Source organism: Streptomyces sp. NPDC005004 (assembly GCF_053600675.1).
In genome coordinates this window covers 92003-113144 of the sequence record NZ_JBSGAH010000015.1, presented here as the reverse complement: position 1 = coordinate 113144, position 21142 = coordinate 92003, and the positions used below count along the sequence as shown (strand labels likewise).

General features: G+C 71.6%; 17 protein-coding genes and 2 pseudogenes. 9 read left to right on the top strand and 10 right to left on the bottom strand.

Annotation, left to right across the window (positions count from 1 at the left end):
* The first annotated feature begins 65 nt into the window (after positions 1-65).
* Positions 66-575: a hypothetical protein gene (locus tag ACWEEU_RS22050; protein WP_451734423.1), complete on the top strand. Its 510-nt coding sequence runs from the start codon at positions 66-68 to the stop codon at positions 573-575.
* Positions 576-713: 138 nt separating this feature from the next.
* Positions 714-1274 carry a type 1 glutamine amidotransferase domain-containing protein gene (locus ACWEEU_RS22045; protein WP_451734421.1) on the top strand — a complete coding sequence of 187 codons (561 nt, stop codon included), beginning with the start codon at positions 714-716 and terminating at the stop codon, positions 1272-1274.
* Positions 1275-1564: 290 nt separating this feature from the next.
* On the opposite strand, the gene ACWEEU_RS22040 is transcribed toward ACWEEU_RS22045, so the two are convergent.
* Positions 1565-2626 (bottom strand): PucR family transcriptional regulator, encoded by a 1062-nt coding sequence (locus tag ACWEEU_RS22040; protein ID WP_385740794.1) that lies wholly within the window; start codon positions 2624-2626, stop codon positions 1565-1567.
* Positions 2627-2868: 242 nt separating this feature from the next.
* Positions 2869-3555 (bottom strand): membrane protein YczE, encoded by a 687-nt coding sequence (yczE, locus tag ACWEEU_RS22035; protein WP_451734419.1) that lies wholly within the window; start codon positions 3553-3555, stop codon positions 2869-2871.
* Positions 3556-3735: 180 nt separating this feature from the next.
* Between yczE and yczR the strand changes: the two genes are divergently transcribed.
* On the top strand, positions 3736-5226 hold the full coding sequence (gene yczR, locus ACWEEU_RS22030) for a MocR-like transcription factor YczR (RefSeq protein ID WP_451734417.1): 1491 nt from the start codon (positions 3736-3738) through the stop codon (positions 5224-5226).
* A 379-nt stretch (positions 5227-5605) separates the two neighbouring features.
* On the top strand, positions 5606-7447 hold the full coding sequence (gene asnB, locus ACWEEU_RS22025) for an asparagine synthase (glutamine-hydrolyzing) (protein ID WP_451734415.1): 1842 nt from the start codon (positions 5606-5608) through the stop codon (positions 7445-7447).
* A gap of 247 nt (positions 7448-7694) precedes the next feature.
* On the opposite strand, the gene ACWEEU_RS22020 is transcribed toward asnB, so the two are convergent.
* Both ACWEEU_RS22020 and ACWEEU_RS22015 read right to left on the bottom strand, forming a co-directional pair.
* Positions 7695-8810 (bottom strand): aminotransferase class V-fold PLP-dependent enzyme, encoded by a 1116-nt coding sequence (locus ACWEEU_RS22020; protein ID WP_451734413.1) that lies wholly within the window; start codon positions 8808-8810, stop codon positions 7695-7697.
* Between the two features lie 191 nt (positions 8811-9001).
* Positions 9002-10714, bottom strand: a complete 1713-nt coding sequence (locus ACWEEU_RS22015; RefSeq protein WP_451734411.1) for an MFS transporter — start codon at positions 10712-10714, stop codon at positions 9002-9004.
* Between the two features lie 282 nt (positions 10715-10996).
* Between ACWEEU_RS22015 and ACWEEU_RS22010 the strand changes: the two genes are divergently transcribed.
* Complete coding sequence (locus ACWEEU_RS22010; protein WP_385740811.1) at positions 10997-11788, top strand: TetR/AcrR family transcriptional regulator; 792 nt, start codon at positions 10997-10999, stop codon at positions 11786-11788.
* Between the two features lie 19 nt (positions 11789-11807).
* Here the strand turns inward: ACWEEU_RS22010 and ACWEEU_RS22005 are convergent.
* The 4 genes and pseudogenes from ACWEEU_RS22005 to ACWEEU_RS21990 all read right to left on the bottom strand — a co-directional run.
* Positions 11808-12059: pseudogene (locus ACWEEU_RS22005) on the bottom strand (SCO4402 family protein); the annotation flags it as partial.
* A 494-nt stretch (positions 12060-12553) separates the two neighbouring features.
* Positions 12554-12958 carry a type II toxin-antitoxin system VapC family toxin gene (locus ACWEEU_RS22000; RefSeq protein ID WP_385740816.1) on the bottom strand — a complete coding sequence of 135 codons (405 nt, stop codon included), beginning with the start codon at positions 12956-12958 and terminating at the stop codon, positions 12554-12556.
* 9 nt (positions 12959-12967) lie between these two features.
* Complete coding sequence (locus ACWEEU_RS21995) at positions 12968-13165, bottom strand: hypothetical protein (RefSeq protein ID WP_155057999.1); 198 nt, start codon at positions 13163-13165, stop codon at positions 12968-12970.
* Positions 13166-13381: 216 nt separating this feature from the next.
* Positions 13382-13693, bottom strand: coding sequence for a hypothetical protein (locus tag ACWEEU_RS21990; protein ID WP_451734408.1), 312 nt, complete (start codon positions 13691-13693; stop codon positions 13382-13384).
* On the opposite strand from ACWEEU_RS21990, the pseudogene ACWEEU_RS21985 reads away from it, so the two are divergent.
* The 3 genes and pseudogenes from ACWEEU_RS21985 to ACWEEU_RS21975 form a co-directional block, all read left to right on the top strand.
* Positions 13667-14244, top strand: a pseudogene (locus ACWEEU_RS21985) (replication initiator); the annotation flags it as partial. The gene ACWEEU_RS21990 and the pseudogene ACWEEU_RS21985 overlap by 27 nt on opposite strands.
* A gap of 315 nt (positions 14245-14559) precedes the next feature.
* Positions 14560-16005 (top strand): rhodanese-like domain-containing protein, encoded by a 1446-nt coding sequence (locus tag ACWEEU_RS21980; RefSeq protein ID WP_451734406.1) that lies wholly within the window; start codon positions 14560-14562, stop codon positions 16003-16005.
* Positions 16002-16757, top strand: a complete 756-nt coding sequence (locus ACWEEU_RS21975; RefSeq protein ID WP_385740824.1) for a sulfite exporter TauE/SafE family protein — start codon at positions 16002-16004, stop codon at positions 16755-16757. Before ACWEEU_RS21980 ends, ACWEEU_RS21975 begins: the two co-directional genes overlap by 4 nt.
* A 74-nt stretch (positions 16758-16831) precedes the next feature.
* Here ACWEEU_RS21975 and ACWEEU_RS21970 read toward each other — a convergent pair whose 3' ends face one another.
* Positions 16832-17119 carry a metal-sensitive transcriptional regulator gene (locus ACWEEU_RS21970; protein ID WP_018549369.1) on the bottom strand — a complete coding sequence of 96 codons (288 nt, stop codon included), beginning with the start codon at positions 17117-17119 and terminating at the stop codon, positions 16832-16834.
* Between the two features lie 90 nt (positions 17120-17209).
* On the opposite strand from ACWEEU_RS21970, the gene ACWEEU_RS21965 reads away from it, so the two are divergent.
* Entirely contained in the window at positions 17210-17788 is a 579-nt protein-coding gene (locus tag ACWEEU_RS21965; RefSeq protein WP_451734404.1) for a rhodanese-like domain-containing protein, read from the top strand.
* Between the two features lie 4 nt (positions 17789-17792).
* Here the strand turns inward: ACWEEU_RS21965 and fdh are convergent, their stop codons facing one another.
* On the bottom strand, positions 17793-21101 hold the full coding sequence (fdh, locus tag ACWEEU_RS21960; protein ID WP_451734402.1) for a formate dehydrogenase: 3309 nt from the start codon (positions 21099-21101) through the stop codon (positions 17793-17795).
* Positions 21102-21142: the final 41 nt, after the last annotated feature.

The window sequence follows — 21142 nt, the reverse complement described above, 5'->3', positions numbered from 1 at the left end:
CGGCCGTGGCCGGTGGGAAGTGACTCGGGCGTAACGGAAAACGCCCAGGACAGGAGCAACTTCCCATGAGCCGACGTATGGCCCGTCCCGTCGCATTCACCGCATCGGCCGCGCTGCTGGCCGGAGGTCTGCTGGCGGCGACCGTGCCGGACGCCGCCGCCGCACCCGCCAAGTACTCCCAGGCCGCCGCCGCGCAGCAGTTCAAGCGGGCCGGGGTCGCCTGGACGTCGTCCGGTCGCTGCACCGACCGCACCAACCGCAGGTGCACCTCGTTCGAGAAGATCAACAGGAGCACGGTCGCGGGCGTGATCGACTTCAAGAGGGCCGCCAAGTGTGCCGTCACCCTCACGGCGGGCACGGAGAAGGGGCACGCCTCCGGCACGTACAGCCACTGGAACGGCTACAAGGTCGACATCAAGCTCACCCCGTGCGTGAACTCGTACATCACCCACAAGTTCCGCTACATCGGCGAACGCAAGGGCGACCACGCCAAGCAGTACCGGTCGCCCAACGGCAACGTCTACGCCCGTGAGGGCTCCCACTGGGACGTGACCTACTACCGCGCGAGCCGCTGACCGGACGCGGGTGGGGCCGGGACGCGCACCGCGGCCCCACCCGCGTGCGTCCCGGAATCCTTCCGTATCCGAATGAACCGTCTCCACAGGGGCAGCCGGAGGGGCGAGAACACGCACCCCCCTGGAGGAGGCCGGACCATGGCGATCCAAGACACGAACGTCCTCGTGCTCACCACGAACTACGGCACCGAGCAGGACGAGCTGGTCAAGCCGGTGTCCGCCCTGCTGGACGCGGGCGCCCACGTCGTCGTCGCGGCACAGAGCGCGGAACCGGTGCAGACCCTGGTCTCCGACCACGACCCCGGACAGCGGGTCACCCCCGACACCACCCTCGACGAGGTGTCGGCGGCGGACTACGACGCGGTGATCGTCCCCGGCGGCACCCTCAACGCCGACCAACTGCGCACCGACGAGACCGCGCGCCGGCTCGTCGCCGAGTTCGCCCGCGACGGCAAGCCCATCGCCGCGATCTGCCACGGTCCCTGGCTGCTGGTGGACAGCGAGCTGGCCGAGGGGCGCGAGCTGACCTCGTACCCCTCGCTGCGCTCCGACCTCACCAACGCGGGCGCGACCTGGCACGACAAGGAGGTAGTCGTCGACACCACCGGCGGCAGCACGCTGATCACCTCCCGCAACCCCGGTGACCTGGACGCCTTCTCGGCCGCGATCATCCGCAGCCTGGGCGGCGGCGAAGGCTGAACACCCCCGACGGGCGAGCCCCGCGACGGCGGCCGGAGGGCGGCACGAAAGAAGCGTGAAAACTGCCGGAACCAGGCAATGAGAAGCCCTCCGCCCCTGTGCCAGGATTCGGCCGAGCCGGAGACCGGCGACGGGGCGAGAGGGGGACGGCACGCAGGGCCCGGTTTCTCGGACCGGGCAACACGGGGGTCGTGCCGCTCGTCCTGTCGCCGGTCTTCGACGGTCGTCGCGGGGGTCCTTGCGACGACCGGCTCCGACGAGCCCGTCCGTCTCCTCGCAGCTCCGCCTCCCTACAGCTCTTCCCCGGGCCAGCCCAGCAGCCGCGCCCCGATGACGGCGGTCTGCAGGGTGTACCGGTGCACGGGATCGGCCGGGTTGGCGCCGGTCAACTGGTGTATGCGGTCCAGCCGGTACGTCAGCGCGCGCACGCTCAGCGCGAGCCGGCGGGCCGCCGCCGCGGACGTGCACCCCGACTCGAAGTACGCCTCCAGCGTGCGCAGTAACGGCTCCGCACCGCCCCGGGCCTCCCGCAGCGGCCCCAGCGCGCTGAGCACGAGGTCCGCCATCGCCTGCCGGTCCCGCGCCAGGACGGGATACACCAGCAGATCCGCGGCACGCACCACCGGAGCGGCCAGCCCCAGCCGCTCGGTGAGATCGAGTGTGTTCAGCGCCTCCTCGTACGACTGCACGACGCCGCCGGGACCCGGCCGGGGCCGCCCGATCGCCACTCGTACGCAGTCGGTCCCCCACCGCGCCTGCTCCGCGAAACGGTCCAGGATCTCGCCCTCGTCGCCGGGGGCGATGCAGATGAGCTTGCCGTTCTTCGTCGTGAGCAGGATGTGCCGCCGGTCGAACCGCGCCATCAGCGCGGCCTCCACCCGGCGCGTGGCGGGGGAGGTGTCGTCGTACGCGTCCGTCCCCTCGGCCACCGCGACCGCGTGAGCGTGGGAGAGAACGAGCCCGAACCGCTCGGCCCGCTCCGCCAGCCGCCCGAGATCACTGCGGCCGTACAGCAGGTCGTCGATGAACTCCCGCCGAGCCGCCTCTTCTTGACGTACCGCCAGGCGCTGCGCCCGCTCGTACCCCTCCGCGAAGGCGTCCACCGCCTGCTCGACGGCGGCCAGCACCCCGCCGACCGCGCTCCCCGGCGTCCCGGCCGGCCAGGACGCGCGGGCCGCCGCGAGATGCCCGCGCACCAGAGCGCGCAGACTGTGTCCGGCTTCGGCGGCCCGCTTCCCGAGCGCCCGCCGCTCCTCCAGCTCCTCCCGGGTGAGCCTGCGCCCGGTGGCGGACACCTCGGCCAGCGTGCGGGCGTACCCGCCCAGGAATCCGGCCGTGTCCGGCTCAGACACCGTGCCCCCATTCGTTGCGCACACCGTTGACGTGTTCCTGCCGGTGTTGATCAACCGGAGCGTAGCCAGCATTGCCCGGAACCGGCAACGCGTGAGAATCCGGCCCTTCGACCGGTCACATCGTCGTGAGCGCCGAGCCTTTGCGCATCGCGACGTGGCCGGTCTGCCCTGACGTGCGTGGGGCGGCCGTGCTCGGCGGTGGAGGTGGCGGTGGAGGTGGAGACGGACGTTCCGGAGGCTGATCAGGAGGTGGAGTGAACCGCGGGCGGCGCGTCGTCCGCGACCTCTGCCTCGGCTCCTCGGTAGGCGAACCATGGCACGAAGAACTGGGTGACCGGGCCGACGGCGAGGGCGTAGAGCACCGTGCCCGCCCCCACGCCGCCTCCGAGGAGCCAGCCCAGGACGAGTACGGCGATCTCCATCAGCGTGCGGACGAACCGGATGGAACGCCCGGTCGCGGCGGAGCCTCCCGTCATCAGACCGTCCCGGGGACCCGGCCCGAGACGGGCACCCACGTAGACCGCGACCGAGAAGCCGTTGAGCAGGACGCCTCCGGCCAGCAACGCCCATCGGACCGGAAGACCGAGATGGTGAGGGATGAGCGACAGGCCGAGGTCCGAGGAGCAGGCCAGCACGACGATGTTGGCGAAGGTCCCGAACCTCGGCCGCTGCCGGAGCGGGATCCACAGCAGGAGGACGGCAGCCCCGACGACGGCGCTGATCGTTCCGAAGCTGAGGGAGGTGTGCAGTTCCAGGCCCTCGTACAGCACGCTCCAGGGATTGACCCCGAGGGAGGCGCGGACCAGCAGCGAAAGGCTGAAGCCGTACAGGGCCAGGCCGATGAAGAGTTGGGGAACGCGCCGGAGCGGCCGCTCGGTGAGGGGCACGTATGTCAGCGGGTGCGCGGCGGGCGGCGGGCTTGTCGGCATACGCTCGCCGGGGGTGGCGGATCGTCGTCCGGACGGGGGACCCTCATCGCGAGGGCGCGGGCGGTCGAGTTCGGGACGTTCCATGCCAATGCCTCCGTTGGTACAGGCTGTTCAGGCCAATGGCACGGGAGTCTGTACGCTGAGCGGCTTCGACAGCATGGCCAATTGCGGGAGAGTGGTATGGCCTCCTCGACTCCGTACCGGCCCGGGGACCAGTCACGTCGCGTCGAGCGGAGGCTCGGCGGCCGGCAGCTCGCCGCGATGCTGCCCGACCCGGCCGGGGCGAGACCCGCGTACCGGCACCTGGCGCGGGCGATCGGCACGCTGATCCTGGACGGCAGGATCGCGCCGCATGTCAGGCTCCCCGCCGAGCGGGAGCTGGCCGCCGCGCTGCACACCAGCCGCCCCACCGTCACCGCGGTCTACGACCTGCTCCGCGAGAGCGGCTACGCGCACAGCCGTCAGGGCTCCGGCACCTGGACCGCGTTGCCGCGGGGACGTACCCCCAGCGGTGTCACCAGGCTCCTCGCACCGGCGGACGCCGTGATCGACCTGGCCAGGGCGTCCCCCGGCCTTCCGGAACACACGCTCGCCGACGCTCTGGCCGAGATCACCCCCCAGCTCACCGCGCATGCGCACACCCCCGGCTACCACCCCTACGGCCTGCCCGAGCTGCGCGCCGCCATCGCCGGGCGCTTCACCGAGCGGGGCCTGGCCACGGTGCCGGAGCAGATCCTGGTGACCTCCGGCGCCCAGCACGCGCTCACACTGGTGCTGGGACTCTTGTGCGGCCCGGGTGACCGGGTCATGGTCGAGAGCCCCTCCTATCCGAACGCGCTGGAGGCCATGCGCCACGCCCGGCTGCGGCCCGTGTCGGTGCCGGTGACCGACGACGGCTGGGACATCGGGATCGCCGAGTCGACCCTCCACCAGGCGGTGCCCCGGCTGGCCTGTCTGATCCCCGACTTCCACAATCCCACCGGAGTCCTCATGCCGGAGGCGGAGCGCGTCCGCCTGCTGCGTGCCGCTCACCGGTCCGGCACCTGGGTGGTCGTCGACGAGACGCTGAGCGACCTCGCCCTCGACGTGCCCGCCCCGCCGCCCTTCGCCGCCCGGGCCCCGAGGGGCGGCGGCGGGCGGGTCGTCACCATCGGCTCGATGAGCAAGAGCCACTGGGGCGGTCTGCGCATCGGGTGGGTACGTGCCGGGGCGCAGCTGGTCACGGAACTCGTGGCCCGGCGGATCGCCACCGACGTAGGCGGCTCGGTCATGGACCAGCTCCTGGCCGTCGCCCTCCTGGCGCGGGGCGCGGGTCCGGTGGCACACCGGCTGGGGGAGCTGCGGGAGCAGCGGTCCGCGCTGGCCGCCGCGCTGTCCGAGCATCTTCCGCAGTGGACCTGGCGACTGCCGCCCGGCGGTCTGTCCCTGTGGGTCGACCTGGGCGAGCCCATCGCCCCGATGCTGGCCGAGCGTGCCCTGGACCACGGGGTGCGGATCGAGAGCGGTTCCTGCTTCGCCGCCGACCCGGGCGTCTTCGAGCAGCGCCTCCGGATCCCCTACACCCTGCCGCCCGAGACCCTGCGCGAGGCCGTACGCCGTATGGCCGCCGCCCGCGCCGACGGCGTGTCGCCCTCGGCGCGGGCGCGTGGCGGACCTCGCTGGATCGTCTGACACGGGTCCGTCCGCGCCTTCTGCGGACGCCCCGGAGTCCTCGCACGAGGCGGCCGCCCCGTTTCTCTTCGCGAAGGCGCGTTTCCCCGGGCGCTTGGGGAAGTTTTTGCCCGTGGCCTGATCCGGGGTGCCCGAGGGGCGCTCGGGCAGAACTCGCCCCGCTCGCGTGCTTTCGCCTTGGCAAAGGGCGGCTGAAATCGTGTCCGGGGTGTGAGGGAGATGGGTCGTGGGTGTTACGGACGCGTTGACCCCGGCGGCCCGGAGGCGGACGCTCGTCATATAGGTGCTCGATACAACTGGTTCGGCGGTCTCTCCCACGCCACCCGGAAAGTGCAGGTGAGCGCGAGGGCGGCTGCCGCCAGGAGGCAGGAGGCAGCGCATGTGCGGCATCACCGGATGGGTCTCCTTCGACCGTGACCTCGCGGCCGACGACTCCGCATTGGATGCGATGACCGAGACGATGTCCTGCCGTGGACCGGACGACCGCGGCACGTGGGCCGAGGGCCCCGCCGCGCTGGGACACCGGCGACTCGCCATCATCGACCTCCCCGGCGGCCGGCAGCCCATGACCGTCCGCACACCCGAGGGCACCGTCGCCCTCGTCTACTCCGGCGAGGCGTACAACTTCACCGAGCTGCGCCGCGAACTCCTCGACCGCGGCCACCGGTTCACCACCGACTCCGACACCGAGGTCGTCCTGCGCGGCTACCTCGAATGGGGCGACAGGGTGGCCGAGCGGCTGAACGGCATGTACGCCTTCGCGGTGTGGGACGGCCGCCACGACAAGCTCGTGATGATCCGCGACCGCATGGGCATCAAGCCGTTCTACTTCCACCCCACGTCCGACGGCGTCCTCTTCGGCTCCGAACCCAAGGCCATCCTGGCCAACCCGCTGGTCCGCCCCCGCGTGACCCTGGACGGCCTGCGCGAGCTGCTCACCCTGATCAAGACGCCCGGGCACGCCGTCTGGGACGGCATCCGCGAGGTCGAGCCCGGCACGGTTGTCACCGTCGACCGCTCCGGTCTCCGCACCCGCGTCTACTGGCGGCTGGAGACCCGCCCGCACACCGACGACCGCGACACCACCATCGCCACCGTCCGCTCCCTCCTCGACGACATCGTGCGCCGCCAGCTCGTCGCCGACGTGCCCCGCTGCACCCTGCTCTCCGGCGGCCTCGACTCCTCCGCCATGACCGCGCTGGCCGCACGGCAGCTCGGTGAGCAGGGGGAGAAGGTACGCAGCTTCGCCGTAGACTTCGCCGGTCAGGCGGACAACTTCGTCGCGGACGAGCTGCGCGGCACGCCCGACACGCCCTTCGTCCACGACGTGGCCCGGCTCGCGCGGACCGACCACCAGGACATCGTCCTGGACGCGCAGTCCCTGGCCGACCCCGCCGCCCGCGAGAAGGTCATCCGCGCGCGCGACCTGCCGGCCGGGTTCGGTGACATGGACGCCTCGCTGCTGCTGCTGTTCCGCGCCATCCGCGACCAGTCCACGGTGGCGCTCTCGGGCGAGTCCGCCGACGAGGTCTTCGGCGGCTACCTCCAGTTCTTCGACGAGGAGGCCCGGCACGCCGAGACCTTCCCCTGGCTCGTCAGTTTCGGCCGCCACTTCGGCGACGACACGGGTGTCCTGCGTGCCGACCTCGCCAAGTCCCTCGACCTGGAGGGCTACATCGCGGACGGATACCGCACGGCCGTCGCCGGCGTCGAACGCCTCGACGGCGAGAGCGACTTCGAGTACCTCATGCGACGCATGTGCAACCTCCACCTCACCCGCTTCGTCCGCGCCCTGCTCGACCGCAAGGACCGCATGAGCATGGCCGTCGGCCTGGAGGTCCGGGTACCGTTCTGCGACCACCGGCTCGTCGAGTACGTCTACAACACCCCCTGGTCCCTCAAGTCCTTCGACGGCCGCGAGAAGAGCCTGCTGCGCGAAGCCACCGCCGACCTCCTCCCGCGCTCGGTCTACGACCGCGTCAAGAGCCCCTACCCCTCCACCCAGGACCCCGGCTACGGCCTCGCCCTCCAGTCCCAGGTCCACGACCTCCTCTCCCGCCCCTCCCACCCCGTCTTCGACCTCCTCGACCGCGACAAGGTCCGCCGTACCACCCAGACGACCGGCCCCGTCGTCACCCAGTCCGCGCGCCGCGGCATGGAACGCACGCTGGACCTGGCGCTGTGGCTGGACATGTACGGCCCGGAACTGGACCTGGGCTGAGGCGTCCCGTCCGGGGTCGGATCGGGGCGGGGCGGTTCGGTGGCGGTTCGGCTGGGCTGTCGGCGGGTGCGGGTGCGGGTGCGGGTGCGGGTGCGGGTGCGGGCCGGATCGCCGGTTGCCGCAGGCTTCCCGCCGGCACGGGCGGCTGTGAACGGCCGGCTCCAGGCGCCGGCCTGATGTTGGGCGAGTGCCGAGTGCCGAGTGCCGAGTGCCGGGCGCCGAGTGCCGGGCGCGCGGGCCCCCGTCCTCAGTGGTTCCGCAGGGACGCAAGTGCCGCCGTCACCCGCTCCGTCGCCTCCGGGGGAGTCGACGCGTGGGGGGACAGGCGGAGCGAGTCGGGGCGGACCGTCGGGGTGACGCCCTCCGCGTGGAGGGCCTTCGCCACGAGCCCGGGGTCGCGACGGGGGAGGGTGAAGGAGAGGATGCCCGCGCGATGGGACGGGGTGGTGGGGGAGAGGATGCGAGCGCCCTGGGCCGTCATGGCCTCGGTGAGTTCGGCGACACGTGTCTCGATCGCCGCTTCGATGGCCGCGACGGTGTGTCGTTCGACCAGTTCCAGCGCGGCGGCGAACGCGGCGGCCGTCACCGGGCTGAGGTTGGTCATCGACCAGCGGCCGGCGCCGGGGGCGGGAGGGTGTTCGGCGCCGTCGAAGAGAGCGACGTCCTCGACGCCCGTCCAGCCGGTGAGTACCGGTTCCAGGTGTTCCAGTGCTCGGTCGGAGAGCGTGGCGAAGCCCGTGGCCCAGCCCGCGCGCAGCCACTTCTGCCCGCCCGCGATCACCACGTCGGCCGCACCCCAGGGCAGCTCGGCCACGCCGAACGCCTGGATGGCGTCCACGATCAGCAGCCGGTCCGGTCCGATCGCCTCGCGCAGTGCCGCCAGGTCGGCGCGGAAGCCCGTACGGAAGTCCACCGCGCTGACGGAGAGCGCCACCACGTCGTCGGTCAGGGCGGCACGGACCAGCTCCGGGGTGACACCGCCACCGGGCGCCGGGTCGAGCCAGCGCGGTGTGGCCCGGCCCAGGTGAGCACTGCGGCGCCAGGGGTAGTGATTGGCGGGGAAGTCGCTGCGGGGGACGAGGACCACGCCCTCCCGGACGCCGAGCGCGGCGTGGAACACGCCGGTCGACGCGTTCGGCAGGAGCACCGTGTGGGCGGCGTCGGTGCCCGCGAGGCGGGCAGCGGTGTTCCGGGCGGTGTCCTCCGCGCGCATCAGGCCGTCCACGGTGGTGTGGTCGGCGCGCGCCGAGTCCTGCATGGCGTGCGCGATGGCGGCCACGGCGTCCCGCGACGGCGGACCGAACCGGGCGAAGTCCAGATACCCCGCGGGTGTGTCGAAGTGCGCTGCGTACGACGTGAGCACGAGGCCGTCCTTCCGGAACGGTGTCGAGAGTGGTGCGCGCGGGCTGCCGGGAGCGGTGGTATCCGCCGTCCCGCCCGCGTGGCGTTACGGTACGCGACTTCCGTCGTACGCCGACGCCTCGTACGGCACGGGACGGCCGGGCAGCCCTGTCGAAGGAGCCGCCCGGCCGTCCCGTCCCGCTGCCGAGCGCGTCAGTGCCCGGCGGACTCCCCGGGACGCGCGTGGCGCGGCAGGAGGAAGGAGAGCAGGAACGTCAGGACGAGCATCCCGTCCACGATCCACAGCACCGTCTTCATGACGGAGCCGAAGCCGCTCTCGAAGGCGGACGACGCGGTGGCCTTCAGGGCGCCGGGTATCTGCTTCGCGGCCTGCGGGGAGGTGACGGCCGCGCGGGTGTCCTTCTCCAGGCGGGCGCAGGACGGCGGGGTGGCCTCCGGGTCCTTGGCGACGGCACGGTCGGAGGCGCAGTGGCGCAGGTCCGCGACCACACGGTCCTGGGCGGCCGGGGTGACGTGCGCGGCGGCCAGCCGGCCGCGCAGATCGTCCGCCCGGTGGTCGACGGCGGTGGCGATGCCGCCGCCCAGCAGGCCGAAGAAGACGGTGCCGAGGAGGGCCACGCCGAAGGCGCCGCCGAGCTGCTGCATCGCGGTCATGGTGCCCGACGCCGAACCCGTCTCGTGCTGCTCGACGCTGGCGAGGACGATGTCGAAGAACGGCGCCATCAGCAGGCCCATGCCGATGCCGGTGACGAGCAGCGCGGGCAGGAGCTGCCAGGGGCCGACGCCCGCGCCCACCATGTCCAGGGTCAGCCACACGCCGAACACGCCGAGCGCCATGATGACGGTGCCCGCCTGGAGCACGGCGCGGCCGAACCGGGCGACGCCCTGCGCGATGCCGAAGCCGACGATCATGCCGCCGGACCAGGGCACCATGACCAGACCCGCCTTGAGCGGTGAGTAGCCGAGGCCGATCTGGGTGTAGAGGTTGAAGACCAGCATGAAGCCCTGCATGGTCGAGAAGAAGACCAGGCCGAGGACCATGCCGCCGCTGAAGCCGCGCTTGCGGAAGAGGCTCGGGACGACCAGCGGGTCCTGGCCGGCCCGGCTGCGGCTCGACTCGTAGCGGGCGAAGACGGCGAACACGACGACCGAGGCGGCCATCATCGCGAAGGTCCACACCGGCCAGTCGTACTCACGGCCCTGGACCAGCGGGAAGATGATGAGCATCGCGCCCACCGAGACCAGCAGCATTCCGGGTATGTCGAGGCGCGGCTTGGTCTCGGAGCGGCCCTTCGGCAGATAGCGCGCGGCGCCCAGGAGCGCGGCGATGCCCAGCGGCAGGTTGATCAGGAAGATCATGCGCCAGCCGGTGCCGAAGTAGTCGGCGTCCACGAGCCAGCCCGCCAGGATCGGCCCGCACACCGCGGACAGACCCATGACCGGGCCGAACATGCCGAACGCCTTCTGCGACTCCTTCGGCGGGAACATCTCCTTGATCATGCCGAGGCCCTGCGGCAGCATCACCGCGCCGAAGAGGCCCTGGACGACCCGCGCTGCGATGAGTATCTCGGGTGAGCCCGCTATGGCGCACAGCAGCGAGCCCACGGTGAAGCCCGCGGCGCCGACCATGAACATCCGGCGGCGTCCGTGGATGTCGCCGAGCCGACCGCCGGTCACGAGGCCCACGGCCATGGAGAGCGTGTAGGCGGCGGCGAGCCACTGGAGCGTGGACGCGCCGCCGCCGAGGTCGGCCCGCATGGAGGGGCCGGCGATGTTCGTGACGACGGCGTCGAGGAGGTCCATCACCTCGGCCGCGAGGATCACGAAGAGTGCGGCCCAGCGCCACCGGTAGGGCGCTGGGGAGTCGGCGGGCGCCTCGCTGGACGCGACACCGGTGGTGGACATCGGGACTCCTGGCGGAAGGGCCGTGCCCGCGATCGTGCTCACGGGTACGGCGGCTGGTGGATGGACGCGACTGCCCGGCTCGCCGGTACGGCCCGGTGAGCCGATGCGGCCCGACGCCGGGTGAACGGTGTTCACAGTAACAGAACACTGCTCACCCGGAGAACGCTGTTCATTAAGATATAGCGCAACCGCCGAGCCAGGACAAGATATATCGCGTCCGGCTGTGGAAATCGCCTGTTCACCGACGAGAACACTGTTCTCCCGCGTGCCTAGACTGTCCCCATGACCGATGCGGCCGCCGGTACCCCCGCCACCCCTCCGCCGTCCCCCTGGGAGCGCCGACGCTCCGGCCGGGCGCAGGCCGCCCCCGCCCGGGCGCCGCTCTCGCGGGACAGAATCGTGGAGGCCGCCTTCGTCGTACTGGACCGCCAGGGGCTCGACGGGCTGTCGATGCGGCAGGTGGCGGCCGAACTGGGCGTCACCGTCTCCGCCCTCTACGCCTACGTCAGCTCGAAGGACGACCTCCTGGAGCTGATGTACACCCGGCTCTTCGACGGCTTCCGGATGCCGGAACCCGATCCCGAGCACTGGCAGGACCAGGTCCGCGACTACGCCCGCGCGGGACGGCGCCGTCTGCTGTCCCATCGCGACGTGGCCCGCATCTCCATGGCCCACGTGCCCTTCACGGCCGAACTGCTGCCGCACGTCGAGGGATTGCTCGCCATATTCCGCACCGCCGGGCTGCCGGACCGCATCGCGGCGGAAGCGGGTGACCTCATCTCCACCTACATCGACGGCTTCGTCCTCGAAGAGGGCATGTGGCGGGACCGCGCAGCCCACGGCGAGAAGAGCGGCGACTCCCTCGCCCGCCCGGACTGGCGCGAGATGGCCGACGAGATGCAGAACTACTTCGCGTCCCTCCCCGAGGGCGAGTTCCCCCACCTCCGCGCCCTCTCCGGCCTGATGGTGGTCGACTCCTCCGACGACCGCTTCGACATCGGCCTGGAGATCATCCTGCGGGGCCTCGCGAGCTACCTGCCGGACGAGGACGCGGCGGCTCCGGCCGAGGGCTGAACGCGGTCGGCCGTCGGCGTCATCGGGTTCGGTTCGACGCCGCCTGTTCGTTGGACTTCAGCACCCGAGCCAGTCGGCGCGCCGCGGTGACCACGGCGGGCCAGCCAGGTGAGTCCAGGCAGACCTGGTCCGGGGCATCGGCGCCGACCGAGTCCTGCACCGCGCCGTAGGCGGCGCCCAGGCCGGCCATCAGTCGTACCTCCTCCGTCGTGCGAAGAGACCGCCCCAGCCAAGGCGCCGGGTTGTCCGCCTCGCAGCAGTCGTCGAAAAGTACGTGTGCTACGCGCCCCCGCTCTACCTGTGTTTTCGCAGGTCAAGCGGCGTTCGATGATCCGCTGAGGTACGGATTCGGCCGGGGTTGTTCGTGATTGTTGCCGTCACTACTGCCGTCAAGGATCTAGACCACTCACGCAGGGCTGGGGCCTCGCAGCGGCTCGGCGGTGGGCCTCCGAGGCGGCCCTCGGTCCGCGCACGGCAAGGTTCGTGCGTCCGCCAGTCTGGCAGTGCGGGGACCGGGGCGGGACGGGTTCGCCGCTCGGAGGAGCTGGAAGCTTCGCTCCCCGTCGGAGGCGACGCCAGCCACCGCTCGACGACAAGCTGGCGATTCGCGCGGAGAGCTGGCCCCCTGGTCGGCCCTGTTCCCCTGGATAGCCCGTTGGGATATCCAACGGGACAACGACGCGCCAGCAGCCAGTTATTGGTCAGCTTGGTCACGGGCCGCTGCCTCGTCTGGGAGCCGGGTCCGGCTGCGCCAACGGCGAGCGGCTACTCCGCGCCGAGGATGCGCAGACCGTGGTGGGCTCGGAAGTCCTCGTAGTCCTTGAGGTTGAGCGTGGTCAGCGGCAGGTCATAGGTGAGGGCACAGGCCGCGATCCACATGTCGTTGATCGGGCGTGGGCGTCCGCGCTGGATGCCCGCGGCTGACAGGCGGCCCCAGGTTGCGGCGACGGCTTCGTCGCCGGGCAGGATCGGGATGCCGGAGAGCCAGTCGGCGAGTTCCTGGCGGCTGCGGGTGCCCCAGTGGCGGATCTCGGTCCACTTGATCAGTTCGCCGAAGGTCACGAAGGTGATCAGCGGCTTGCGGCCGATCAGCCTGGTGGCGAGCGGGCCGGTGAGCTTGCGCTTGTGGGACAGCGAGGCGACGTCGGTGTCGAGGATGACGGGTTGCATGGCGGCGGCTCAGGCGACGTCGCGGTGGCGCTCGGCGTACGTGAAGGCCAGGAACTCCTCCAGTTCCTCGTCCGACTCGAAGGTGTCGGCGGCGAGGTCGTCCAGGGACCGGATCGGCTGGGTGTTCTTCGCGGCCAGCAGCTCCTCGACCGAAACGCGGGGCCGAAGCGGTGGGTAGCCGGAGTACTCCGCGTCGGGTGTGCTCATCGGGACCTCCACTGGACGGGATGTGGCTGCCGAGGCCAGCATACGGGCGCTGCCCTGCGCTGACACCGGGCTTCACCCCACGGAGCCGATCTCCGAACGTGCGTGCGCTGGTCCTCGCAGGTGCTGGCGGGATCTTGGGCCGGTGGCCTGCCTGGGGTCGGGTACGGGCACGGGGCTGTACGCCGGGCCAGCGAACGGGGCAGGCACTTGGTCCTGCTACATCAGCGCGTCCGCCGGGACGGCTTGCTGCGCCGGAAGCCAGCTTCTGGTCAGCTCGGTCACCAGCCGTCGACGCATCCTGAGTCGGTCCTCGCTCAAGGCCCGACGCGCCTCCGTGGGCCGCGTCGGGAGCTGGCCGCAGCGAATGGCCGAGTGCATGTAGGGGCTGGTCTGCGGGGCGCGGTGATGATCACCGGCGGGTGCGTGAGCGAGGGGTACGAGTTGGCCGGTGGCGGCGAGCTTCGCCAGTTTGGCGGTGAGCCCGGCGCGGCGTAACGCCAGATAGCCAGTCTCGGTGGCTGTGCGCACCCGATCCGCCTCACCGGCCACCGCACCCGCGTGAACGGCGCGACCGGTGAGATCCTCGACCACTTCGACTCCGGACGGCTCCCGGCGGACGAACGCTCATTGCCGCCGGCCTGCGCGGCGGCAAGACCGTCCCCACCAGCGTCGCCGTGCACCCGCGCGTGTTCGCCACCCTCACCGCGCCCGGCTTCGGCCCCGTCCACAATCAGCCCGACACCGGTCGCTGCCACTGTGGCCAGCTCCACGGTGACGACGACCCGCTGCTGGGCACGCCGCTCGACCCCGAGCGGTACGACTACACCGGCGCGGTCCTGTGGAACGCGCACGCCCCCGCCCTGTGGGCACGCTTCACCACCCACCTACGGCGGGAGATCGCCAAGACCGCGGGGCTGACACAGCGGGCCCTGCGGGACCACGCCACGCTCTCGTACGTGAAGGTCGCCGAGTACCAGAAACGGGGTCAGGTCCACTTCCATGCCGTCATCCGACTTGACGGACCCACCGGCCCCACCAGCACCCCGCCCGCCTGGGCTACCGCTGACCGCCACACCGATGGGCATCCAGTCGATGACCGGGCCGGTCACCCCACCGACCTGACCGCCGGTCACGGTGTCGATCACTGCGCGTCCGCCGCGGAGCCCGGCGGCTCGGACACGACGCTGGTCATCTGAGCCGGAACTCGGGAAGCGCGATGCCGTGATCAGTCGCCGGCCATGCGTGCTCGGCTCTCCCTGGCGCAAGGGTGTCAATTCCCTGGTCGGCGTCATCGCCTCACGGTAACTCCCCGCTCCCAAAAATACCCCCGGGGGTACCCGTGGTACCGTCCATGTATACCCCCGGGGGTAATATCACAGGAAGGGAGTCCCCCTATGTTCTTCATCGACACCCTCGACATCGCCGGTCTCGGCAACCGGAGTTACCTGGCCGGCGGCGAGCGCTCCGCCCTCGTCGTCGACCCGCCGCGTGACATCGACCAGGTGATCGCGGCGGCTGCGCGGCGCGGCGTGCGGATCGCGTACGTCGCGGAGACGCACGTGCACAACGACTACGTCACCGGCGGGCTGGAGCTGGCGCGCGTCACCGGTGCCGCCTATCTCGTCCCCGCCGGGGCCCGGGTCTCGTACGAGCGGGTGGCCGTGTGGGACGGGGACCGGGTGGAGGTCGACAGCGGCGCCGGGCTGGTGGTGCGGGCGCTGGCCACCCCCGGGCACACCCCGCACCACACCGCGTACGTCCTGGAGGAGAATGGCGCGGTCGTCGCCGCGTTCACCGGGGGCTCACTGCTGACCGGCACCGTCGGCCGGCCCGACCTGGTCGAACCGAGGCTCACCGGGCGGCTCGCCCGGGATCAGTACGCGTCCGCACACCGGCTGGCCAGGGAACTGCCGGACGAGACCGCGGTGTTGCCCACGCACGGGTTCGGCAGCTTCTGTTCGTCAGGACGGGCCGACGGTGAGGTCAGTACGATCGGGGAGGAGAAGGTCTGCAACGAGGTGCTGCTCCGGGATGTCGACACCTTCGTCGCCGACCTGCTCGCCGGACTGGACGACGTCCCCGCGTACTACACGCACATGGGTCCGGCCAACGCCACGGGACCGGCGCCCGTCGACCTGACCCCGCCCGCCGCGGCCGACGCCGAGGAGATAGCCGCCCGGCTCGCCGCGGGGGAATGGGTGATCGACCTGCGGAACCGGGTCGCCTTCGCCGAAGGACATGTCGCCGGTTCGCTCAACTTCGAGGCCGAGGGGCAGCTCGCGACCTATCTCGCCTGGCTGATCCCGTGGGGTAAGCCGGTGACCCTGCTCGCCGCGTCCCCAGAACAACTCGCGACCGCACAGCGCGAGTTGGTTCGGGTCGGGATCGACCGGCCCGCCGCAGCGGCCACGGGGGAGCCGGAGGGGTGGGTGACGGACGGACTCGTGTCGTTCCCGCGCGCCACCTTCGCCGACCTGGCGGCAAGGCCAGACGCGCACTCCGACGCCGACCCTTCCCGGCACCCGGGACCCCGCCCCGTCGTCCTCGACGTCCGCCGGGACTCCGAGCGTGCCGCTGCCTTCATCGACGGCTCCGTCCACATCCCTCTCCACACTTTGCCCCGCCGCCTCCGCGAGGTTCCCGAGGGCCGGGTCTGGGTCCACTGCGCCGGAGGCATGCGCGCCGCCATCGCCGCCTCCCTGCTGCACGCCGTCGGCCGCGAGGTTGTCGCGATCGACGACGGTTTCGACGCCGCCGAGCGCGCCGGACTGGTCGTACGCACCCACGCGCGCGACGAAGTCACCGAACAGGCCGCACCGGCCACCCGCACCCACGGATGAGCGCGCTCATACTCGCCCTGGTCGCCGGAGCCGTCGTCGGACTGGCGCTCGGCGGCCTCGGGGGCGGAGGCAGCGTGCTCGCCGTACCCGCGCTGATCTACCTGCTCGGCTTCACTCCGGTCGCGGCGACCACCGCGAGCCTCGTCATCGTCGCGTTCACCTCAGCCGCCGGGCTGTCCGTCCACGCCAGGGACGGGCACGTCCGCTGGCGCACCGGACTGCTGTTCGCGGCGGCCGGGATCGGACCCGCCATGCTGGGCGGCGCGCTCGCCGGACGTCTGCCGGGAGCGGTGCTGACCGTGGCCTTCGCGCTCGTCGCGGGCACCACCGCGCTCCGGATGCTCAGGCCCCGGGTCGCCGGGTCCGAGGGCGCTGTCCAGACGGTACGGCCGGGCCGGGCGGCGGCCGCCGGGGCCGGTCTCGGGCTGGTCACCGGCGTGCTCGGGGTGGGCGGCGGCTTCCTCGCCGTACCCGCGCTGGTCGGCGTCCTCGGGATGCGGATGCGCGTGGCCGTGGGCACCAGCCTGCTGGTCATCACGGTTAACTCGCTGGCCGCCCTCGCCCTGCGCGCGGGGACGGCCGACGGTCTGGACTGGGCCGTAGTAGGACCGTTCACCGCGGCGGCTGTGCTCGGCGCCTGGGACGGCAAGCGGCTGGCCGCCAAGCTGTCGGGGCGCACTCTCCAGCGGCTCTTCGCCGTCGCGTTGCTCGGTCTTGCGTGCTTCATGCTGGTCGGCACGGTGGCGGGATGAGCGGTTCACATGACCTGACGCGGCGGCGACCGTACCCCGTTGCACCCGGCTCCATCCCGCTACGCCGACGACCCCTAGGCCAGCGACAAGAACAGCTTCTCCAGCCGCGCCCGCATCGCCGCCGTGTCCTCCCCGCTCTTCCGCCCCTCCTCGACGTCGGTGAGGCACTGCTGCAGTCCCGTCGCGATGATCGCGAAACCGGCGCGGTCCAACGCCCTTGAGGCGGCGGCGAGTTGGGTGACGACCTCCTCGCAGTCGCGACCCTCCTCGATCATCCGGATCACGCCGGAGATCTGACCCTGCGCCCGCCGCAGCCGGTTCAGCACGGACTTCAAGTTCGCGCCTTCAAGCTCCAGTTCCACGCTCACTCCTCGATAAATACCCCTAGGGGTACTGTACGTCCCGCTTCGGGACGGCGACGACCCCGCAGGCAACCAAGGATCACATCCGCCATGACCACACTCCGCACCCTCGACACCGACCAGGCCCGCGCCCGCCTCCAGGACCTCACCGTCATCGACGTCCGCACCCCCGCCGAGTACGCCGGCGGCCACCTCCCCGGCGCCCTCAACATCCCGCTCGACCGCCTCCGGAACGCCCTGCCCGAGCTTCGTCACGCAGCCGAGCGGGGCGACCTGCTCATCGTGTGCGCCTCCGGCAACCGCTCCGCGAACGCCTGCCGGACCCTCGCGGAGCAGGGCATCGCGGCGGCCACCCTCACGGGCGGCACCACCGCGTGGGCAGTCGCCGGGCACGACCTGCACCGGCCCGCCGCCACCGGCGCCCGCACCGGCTGGAGCATGGAGCGACAGGTCCGCTTCACCGCGGGAGCACTGGTCCTCCTGGGCCTCCTCCTCGGCCTCCTCGTGCACCCCGCCTTCGAGATCCTCTCCGCCGGAGTCGCGGGCGGGCTCGTCGTGTCCGCGCTCACCGATACCTGCGGCATGGCCCTCCTGCTGGCCAGGCTGCCTCACAACCGCCCCCGCCAGGCGGATCTCGCCACGACACTCGCCGCCCTGCGCCGCCGCTGACCGCTCACATCTCCATGCCGGTGTGGCCGTCGATGCCCGCCTGCGCCCGGTAATCCCGCACGAGGGCCAGCCGGTCCCTGCCGCGTGGTCTGCGCCCCGGGCGGATGTCGACCGCGAACGCCTTCGCCTCCTGTATGTGCGTGTTGGGGTCGAGGGAGAGATGGAGCAGCTCGTTGGCGGCGTCGCCGGTGGTGCAGCCGTTCGGCCCCCAGTGGTACGGCAGCCCGACCTGGTGCGACCGGCGACCGTGCACGGTGAGCGGGGTCATGCGGTCGGTGACCAGGACCCGCGCCTCGACCACCCCCCGCGCGCTCACGATCGTCGCCCAGCCCAGGTGCTCCAAGTCGCGTTCGGCGGCGAGTTCGGGCGAGACCTCGCAGAAGAACGCCGGCTGCAGTTCCGCCAGATACGGCTGCCAGCGCGACATGCCGCCCGCCGTGTGGTGCTCGGTGAGACGGTACGTGGTGGCGACGTAGGGGAAGACGTCCGCACCGGGTTCACGGCCGCTCGGCTGGTAGCGGTTGTCCGGCACCGAGGGCATCAAGTGCCTTACAGGATTGCGCTGTTGCGGGTAGAGCAGGTTCGGGTACGGCGAGTCCTGGGGCTCGTAATGGGTCGGCAGCGGGCCGTCGGTCAGGCCGGCCGGGGCGTACAGCCACGCCTTGCCGTCCGCCTGCATGACGAACGCGTCGGTGCCCGACAGGGCGTCCGGGCCGGTCGCGCCCGGGGACGGGCGGAAGTCCGGAGGCTTGTCGGCCTTGAAGTCCGGGGTGTCGTGGCCGGTCCACGAGCCGCTCCCGGCGTCCCACCACACCAGCGCCTTGCGCTCGCTCCAGGGTCTGCCGTCCGGGTCGGCGGAGGCACGGTTGTAGAGGATGCGGCGGTTGGCGGGCCAGGCCCAGCCCCATTCGGCGGCCACCCAGTCCTGCTCCCTGCCGGGCTTGCGGCGGGCGGCCTGGTTGACACCGTCGGCGCGGACCCCGCAGTAGATCCAGCAGCCGCAGGCGGTCGAGCCGTCGTCCCTCAGTTGCTCGTAGGACGTGAGCGGATTGCCTCGCGCGTCACAGCCGTTGATCTCCGCGAGGACGGCTTCCGCGTCCGGCTCGGAGCGTTCGCCCCTGGTCGGGTAGTCCCAGGCCAGATCGAGTACCGGCCGGTCCATCTCGTCGGCCGAACCGGCCAGCCTCTCCCGCACGCGCCGCCCGAGGTGGTACGTGAACCACAGGTCGCTGCGGGCGTCGCCGGGCGGCTCGACCGCCTGGTGGTGCCATTGCAGGAGCCGCTGGGTGTTGGTGAAGCTGCCGTCCTTCTCCGTGTGCGCGGCGGCGGGCAGGAAGAACACCTCGGTGCCGATGTCCTCGGTGCGCAGCTCGCCCGTCTCGATCTCCGGGCCGTCCTTCCACCAGGTGGCCGACTCGATCAGCGAGAAGTCCCGTACGACCAGCCAGTCCAGGTTGGCCATCCCCAGGCGCTGCATCCTGGCGTCGGCCGAACCGACGGCGGGGTTCTCGCCCATGAGGAAGTAGCCCTTGCAGGTGCCCTCCAGTTGGGCCATCACCGTCTCGTAGGTGGAGTGCGAGCCGGTGAGCCTCGGCAGGTAGTCGAAGCAGAAGTCGTCGTCCTCGGTGGCGGCCTCGCCCCAGTACGCCTTGAGCAGGCTCACCACGTACGCGCGCATGTTGCCCCAGTAGCCCTTGTGCGCGGACTCGGCCTCCACGAAGGCGTCCAGGTCCTCCTCCTGCCGGTGCGCGTGGCGCATGGGGATGTAGCCCGGGAGGAGGTTGAACAGGGTGGGGATGTCCGTCGAGCCCTGGATGGAGGCGTGTCCGCGCAGGGCGAGGATGCCGCCGCCCGGACGGCCGATGTTGCCGAGCAGGGTCTGGAGCACGGCGGCCGTGCGGATGTACTGCACCCCGACCGTGTGCTGGGTCCAGCCCACCGCGTAGGCGAACGCCGTGGTCCGGCTGCGCCCCGAGTTCTCCGTGACCAGCTCGCACACCTGGCGGAAGACGTCCCTCGGCACCCCGCAGACCCGCTCGACCAGCTCCGGGGTGTACCGGGCGTAGTGCCGCTTGAGCACCTGGAACACACAACGGGGGTGGGTCAGCGTCTCGTCCTGCTCGGGCTCACCCTCGGGGATCGAGGCACCGCCGGAGCCGTGCGACTCGCCGCGCGCGGCGCCCGCGACGGCACCGCCCTCGTCCGTACGGCCCTGGTCCGCCTGGTCCGCCTGGTCCGCCTGGTCGTCGTCCCCGCGCCCCTCGTCCTCCGGCCGGTCCTGCTCGCCCGACGGCGCCGGGACCTCCACCCCCTCGTACTGCCAGCTCGCGTTGTCGTACCGGCGCCCCTCCACGTCGAGACCGGAGAAGACGCCGTCCAGGTCCTCGGTGTCGCGGAAGTCCTCGCGCAGGATCACGGGCGCGTTGGTGTACGCGACCACATAGTCACGGAAGTACTTGTCATGCTGGAGCACGTAGTTGACGATCGCGCCGAGGAAGGCGATGTCCGTACCCGCGCGCAGCGGCACATGAAGATCCGCCAGCGCACTGGTGCGGGTGAAGCGCGGGTCGACATGGATCACCTTCGCGCCGCGTGCCTTGGCCTCCATCACCCACTGGAAACCGACCGGATGGCACTCGGCCATGTTCGAGCCCTGGATGAGGATGCAGTCGGAGTGCTGGAGATCCTGCTGGAAGGTGGTCGCGCCGCCGCGCCCGAACGAGGTTCCCAGACCGGGAACCGTGGAGGAGTGTCAAATACGGGCCTGGTTCTCGATCTGGATCGCGCCGAGCGCCGTGAACAACTTCTTGATCAGATAGTTCTCCTCGTTGTCCAGGGTCGCTCCGCCGAGGCTCGCGACGCCGAGCGTACGGCGGGTGCGCGCCCCGTCGGCCTCCCACTGCCAGCCCGCGCGACGTGACTCGATCACCCGGTCGGTGATCATGTCCATCGCCGTGTCCAGGTCCAGCCGCTCCCACTCCGTGCCGTACGGGCGCCGGTACAGCACCTCGTGCTCGCGGGCGCTCCCGGTGGTGAGCTGGAGACTGGCGGAACCCTTGGGACACAGGCGGCCGCGCGAGACGGGGGAGTCGGGGTCGCCCTCGATCTGGATGACGCGGTCGTCCTCCACGTACACGTTCTGGCCGCAGCCCACCGCGCAGTACGGACAGACCGACTTCACCACCCGCTCGGCGGAGGCCACCCGGGGACCGAGCCGCCCGCTCCTGGCGCTCTTGGCGGCGGCACCCCGGCCCAGCGGGTCGTCGCCCTTGAGCTGGCGGTAGGCCGGCCAGCGGCCGATCCAGGTACGCACGCGCCTCACCCGTCCTTTCGCGCAAAGTGCCGGTCGGGTCC

What these genes read in the sequence shown, in the direction of transcription:
- ACWEEU_RS22000 (WP_385740816.1), bottom strand. Translation starts at nt 12,958, where the DNA reads ATGCAACCCGTCATCCTCGACACCGACGTCGCCTCGCTGTCCCACAAG.
- asnB (WP_451734415.1), top strand. Translation starts at nt 5,606, where the DNA reads ATGTGCGGCATCACCGGATGGGTCTCCTTCGACCGTGACCTCGCGGCC.
- ACWEEU_RS21965 (WP_451734404.1), top strand. Translation starts at nt 17,210, where the DNA reads ATGACCACACTCCGCACCCTCGACACCGACCAGGCCCGCGCCCGCCTC.
- ACWEEU_RS21980 (WP_451734406.1), top strand. Translation starts at nt 14,560, where the DNA reads ATGTTCTTCATCGACACCCTCGACATCGCCGGTCTCGGCAACCGGAGT.
- yczR (WP_451734417.1), top strand. Translation starts at nt 3,736, where the DNA reads ATGGCCTCCTCGACTCCGTACCGGCCCGGGGACCAGTCACGTCGCGTC.
- ACWEEU_RS22010 (WP_385740811.1), top strand. Translation starts at nt 10,997, where the DNA reads ATGACCGATGCGGCCGCCGGTACCCCCGCCACCCCTCCGCCGTCCCCC.
- ACWEEU_RS22015 (WP_451734411.1), bottom strand. Translation starts at nt 10,714, where the DNA reads ATGTCCACCACCGGTGTCGCGTCCAGCGAGGCGCCCGCCGACTCCCCA.
- ACWEEU_RS21975 (WP_385740824.1), top strand. Translation starts at nt 16,002, where the DNA reads ATGAGCGCGCTCATACTCGCCCTGGTCGCCGGAGCCGTCGTCGGACTG.
- ACWEEU_RS21995 (WP_155057999.1), bottom strand. Translation starts at nt 13,165, where the DNA reads ATGAGCACACCCGACGCGGAGTACTCCGGCTACCCACCGCTTCGGCCC.
- yczE (WP_451734419.1), bottom strand. Translation starts at nt 3,555, where the DNA reads ATGCCGACAAGCCCGCCGCCCGCCGCGCACCCGCTGACATACGTGCCC.
- ACWEEU_RS22045 (WP_451734421.1), top strand. Translation starts at nt 714, where the DNA reads ATGGCGATCCAAGACACGAACGTCCTCGTGCTCACCACGAACTACGGC.
- ACWEEU_RS22050 (WP_451734423.1), top strand. Translation starts at nt 66, where the DNA reads ATGAGCCGACGTATGGCCCGTCCCGTCGCATTCACCGCATCGGCCGCG.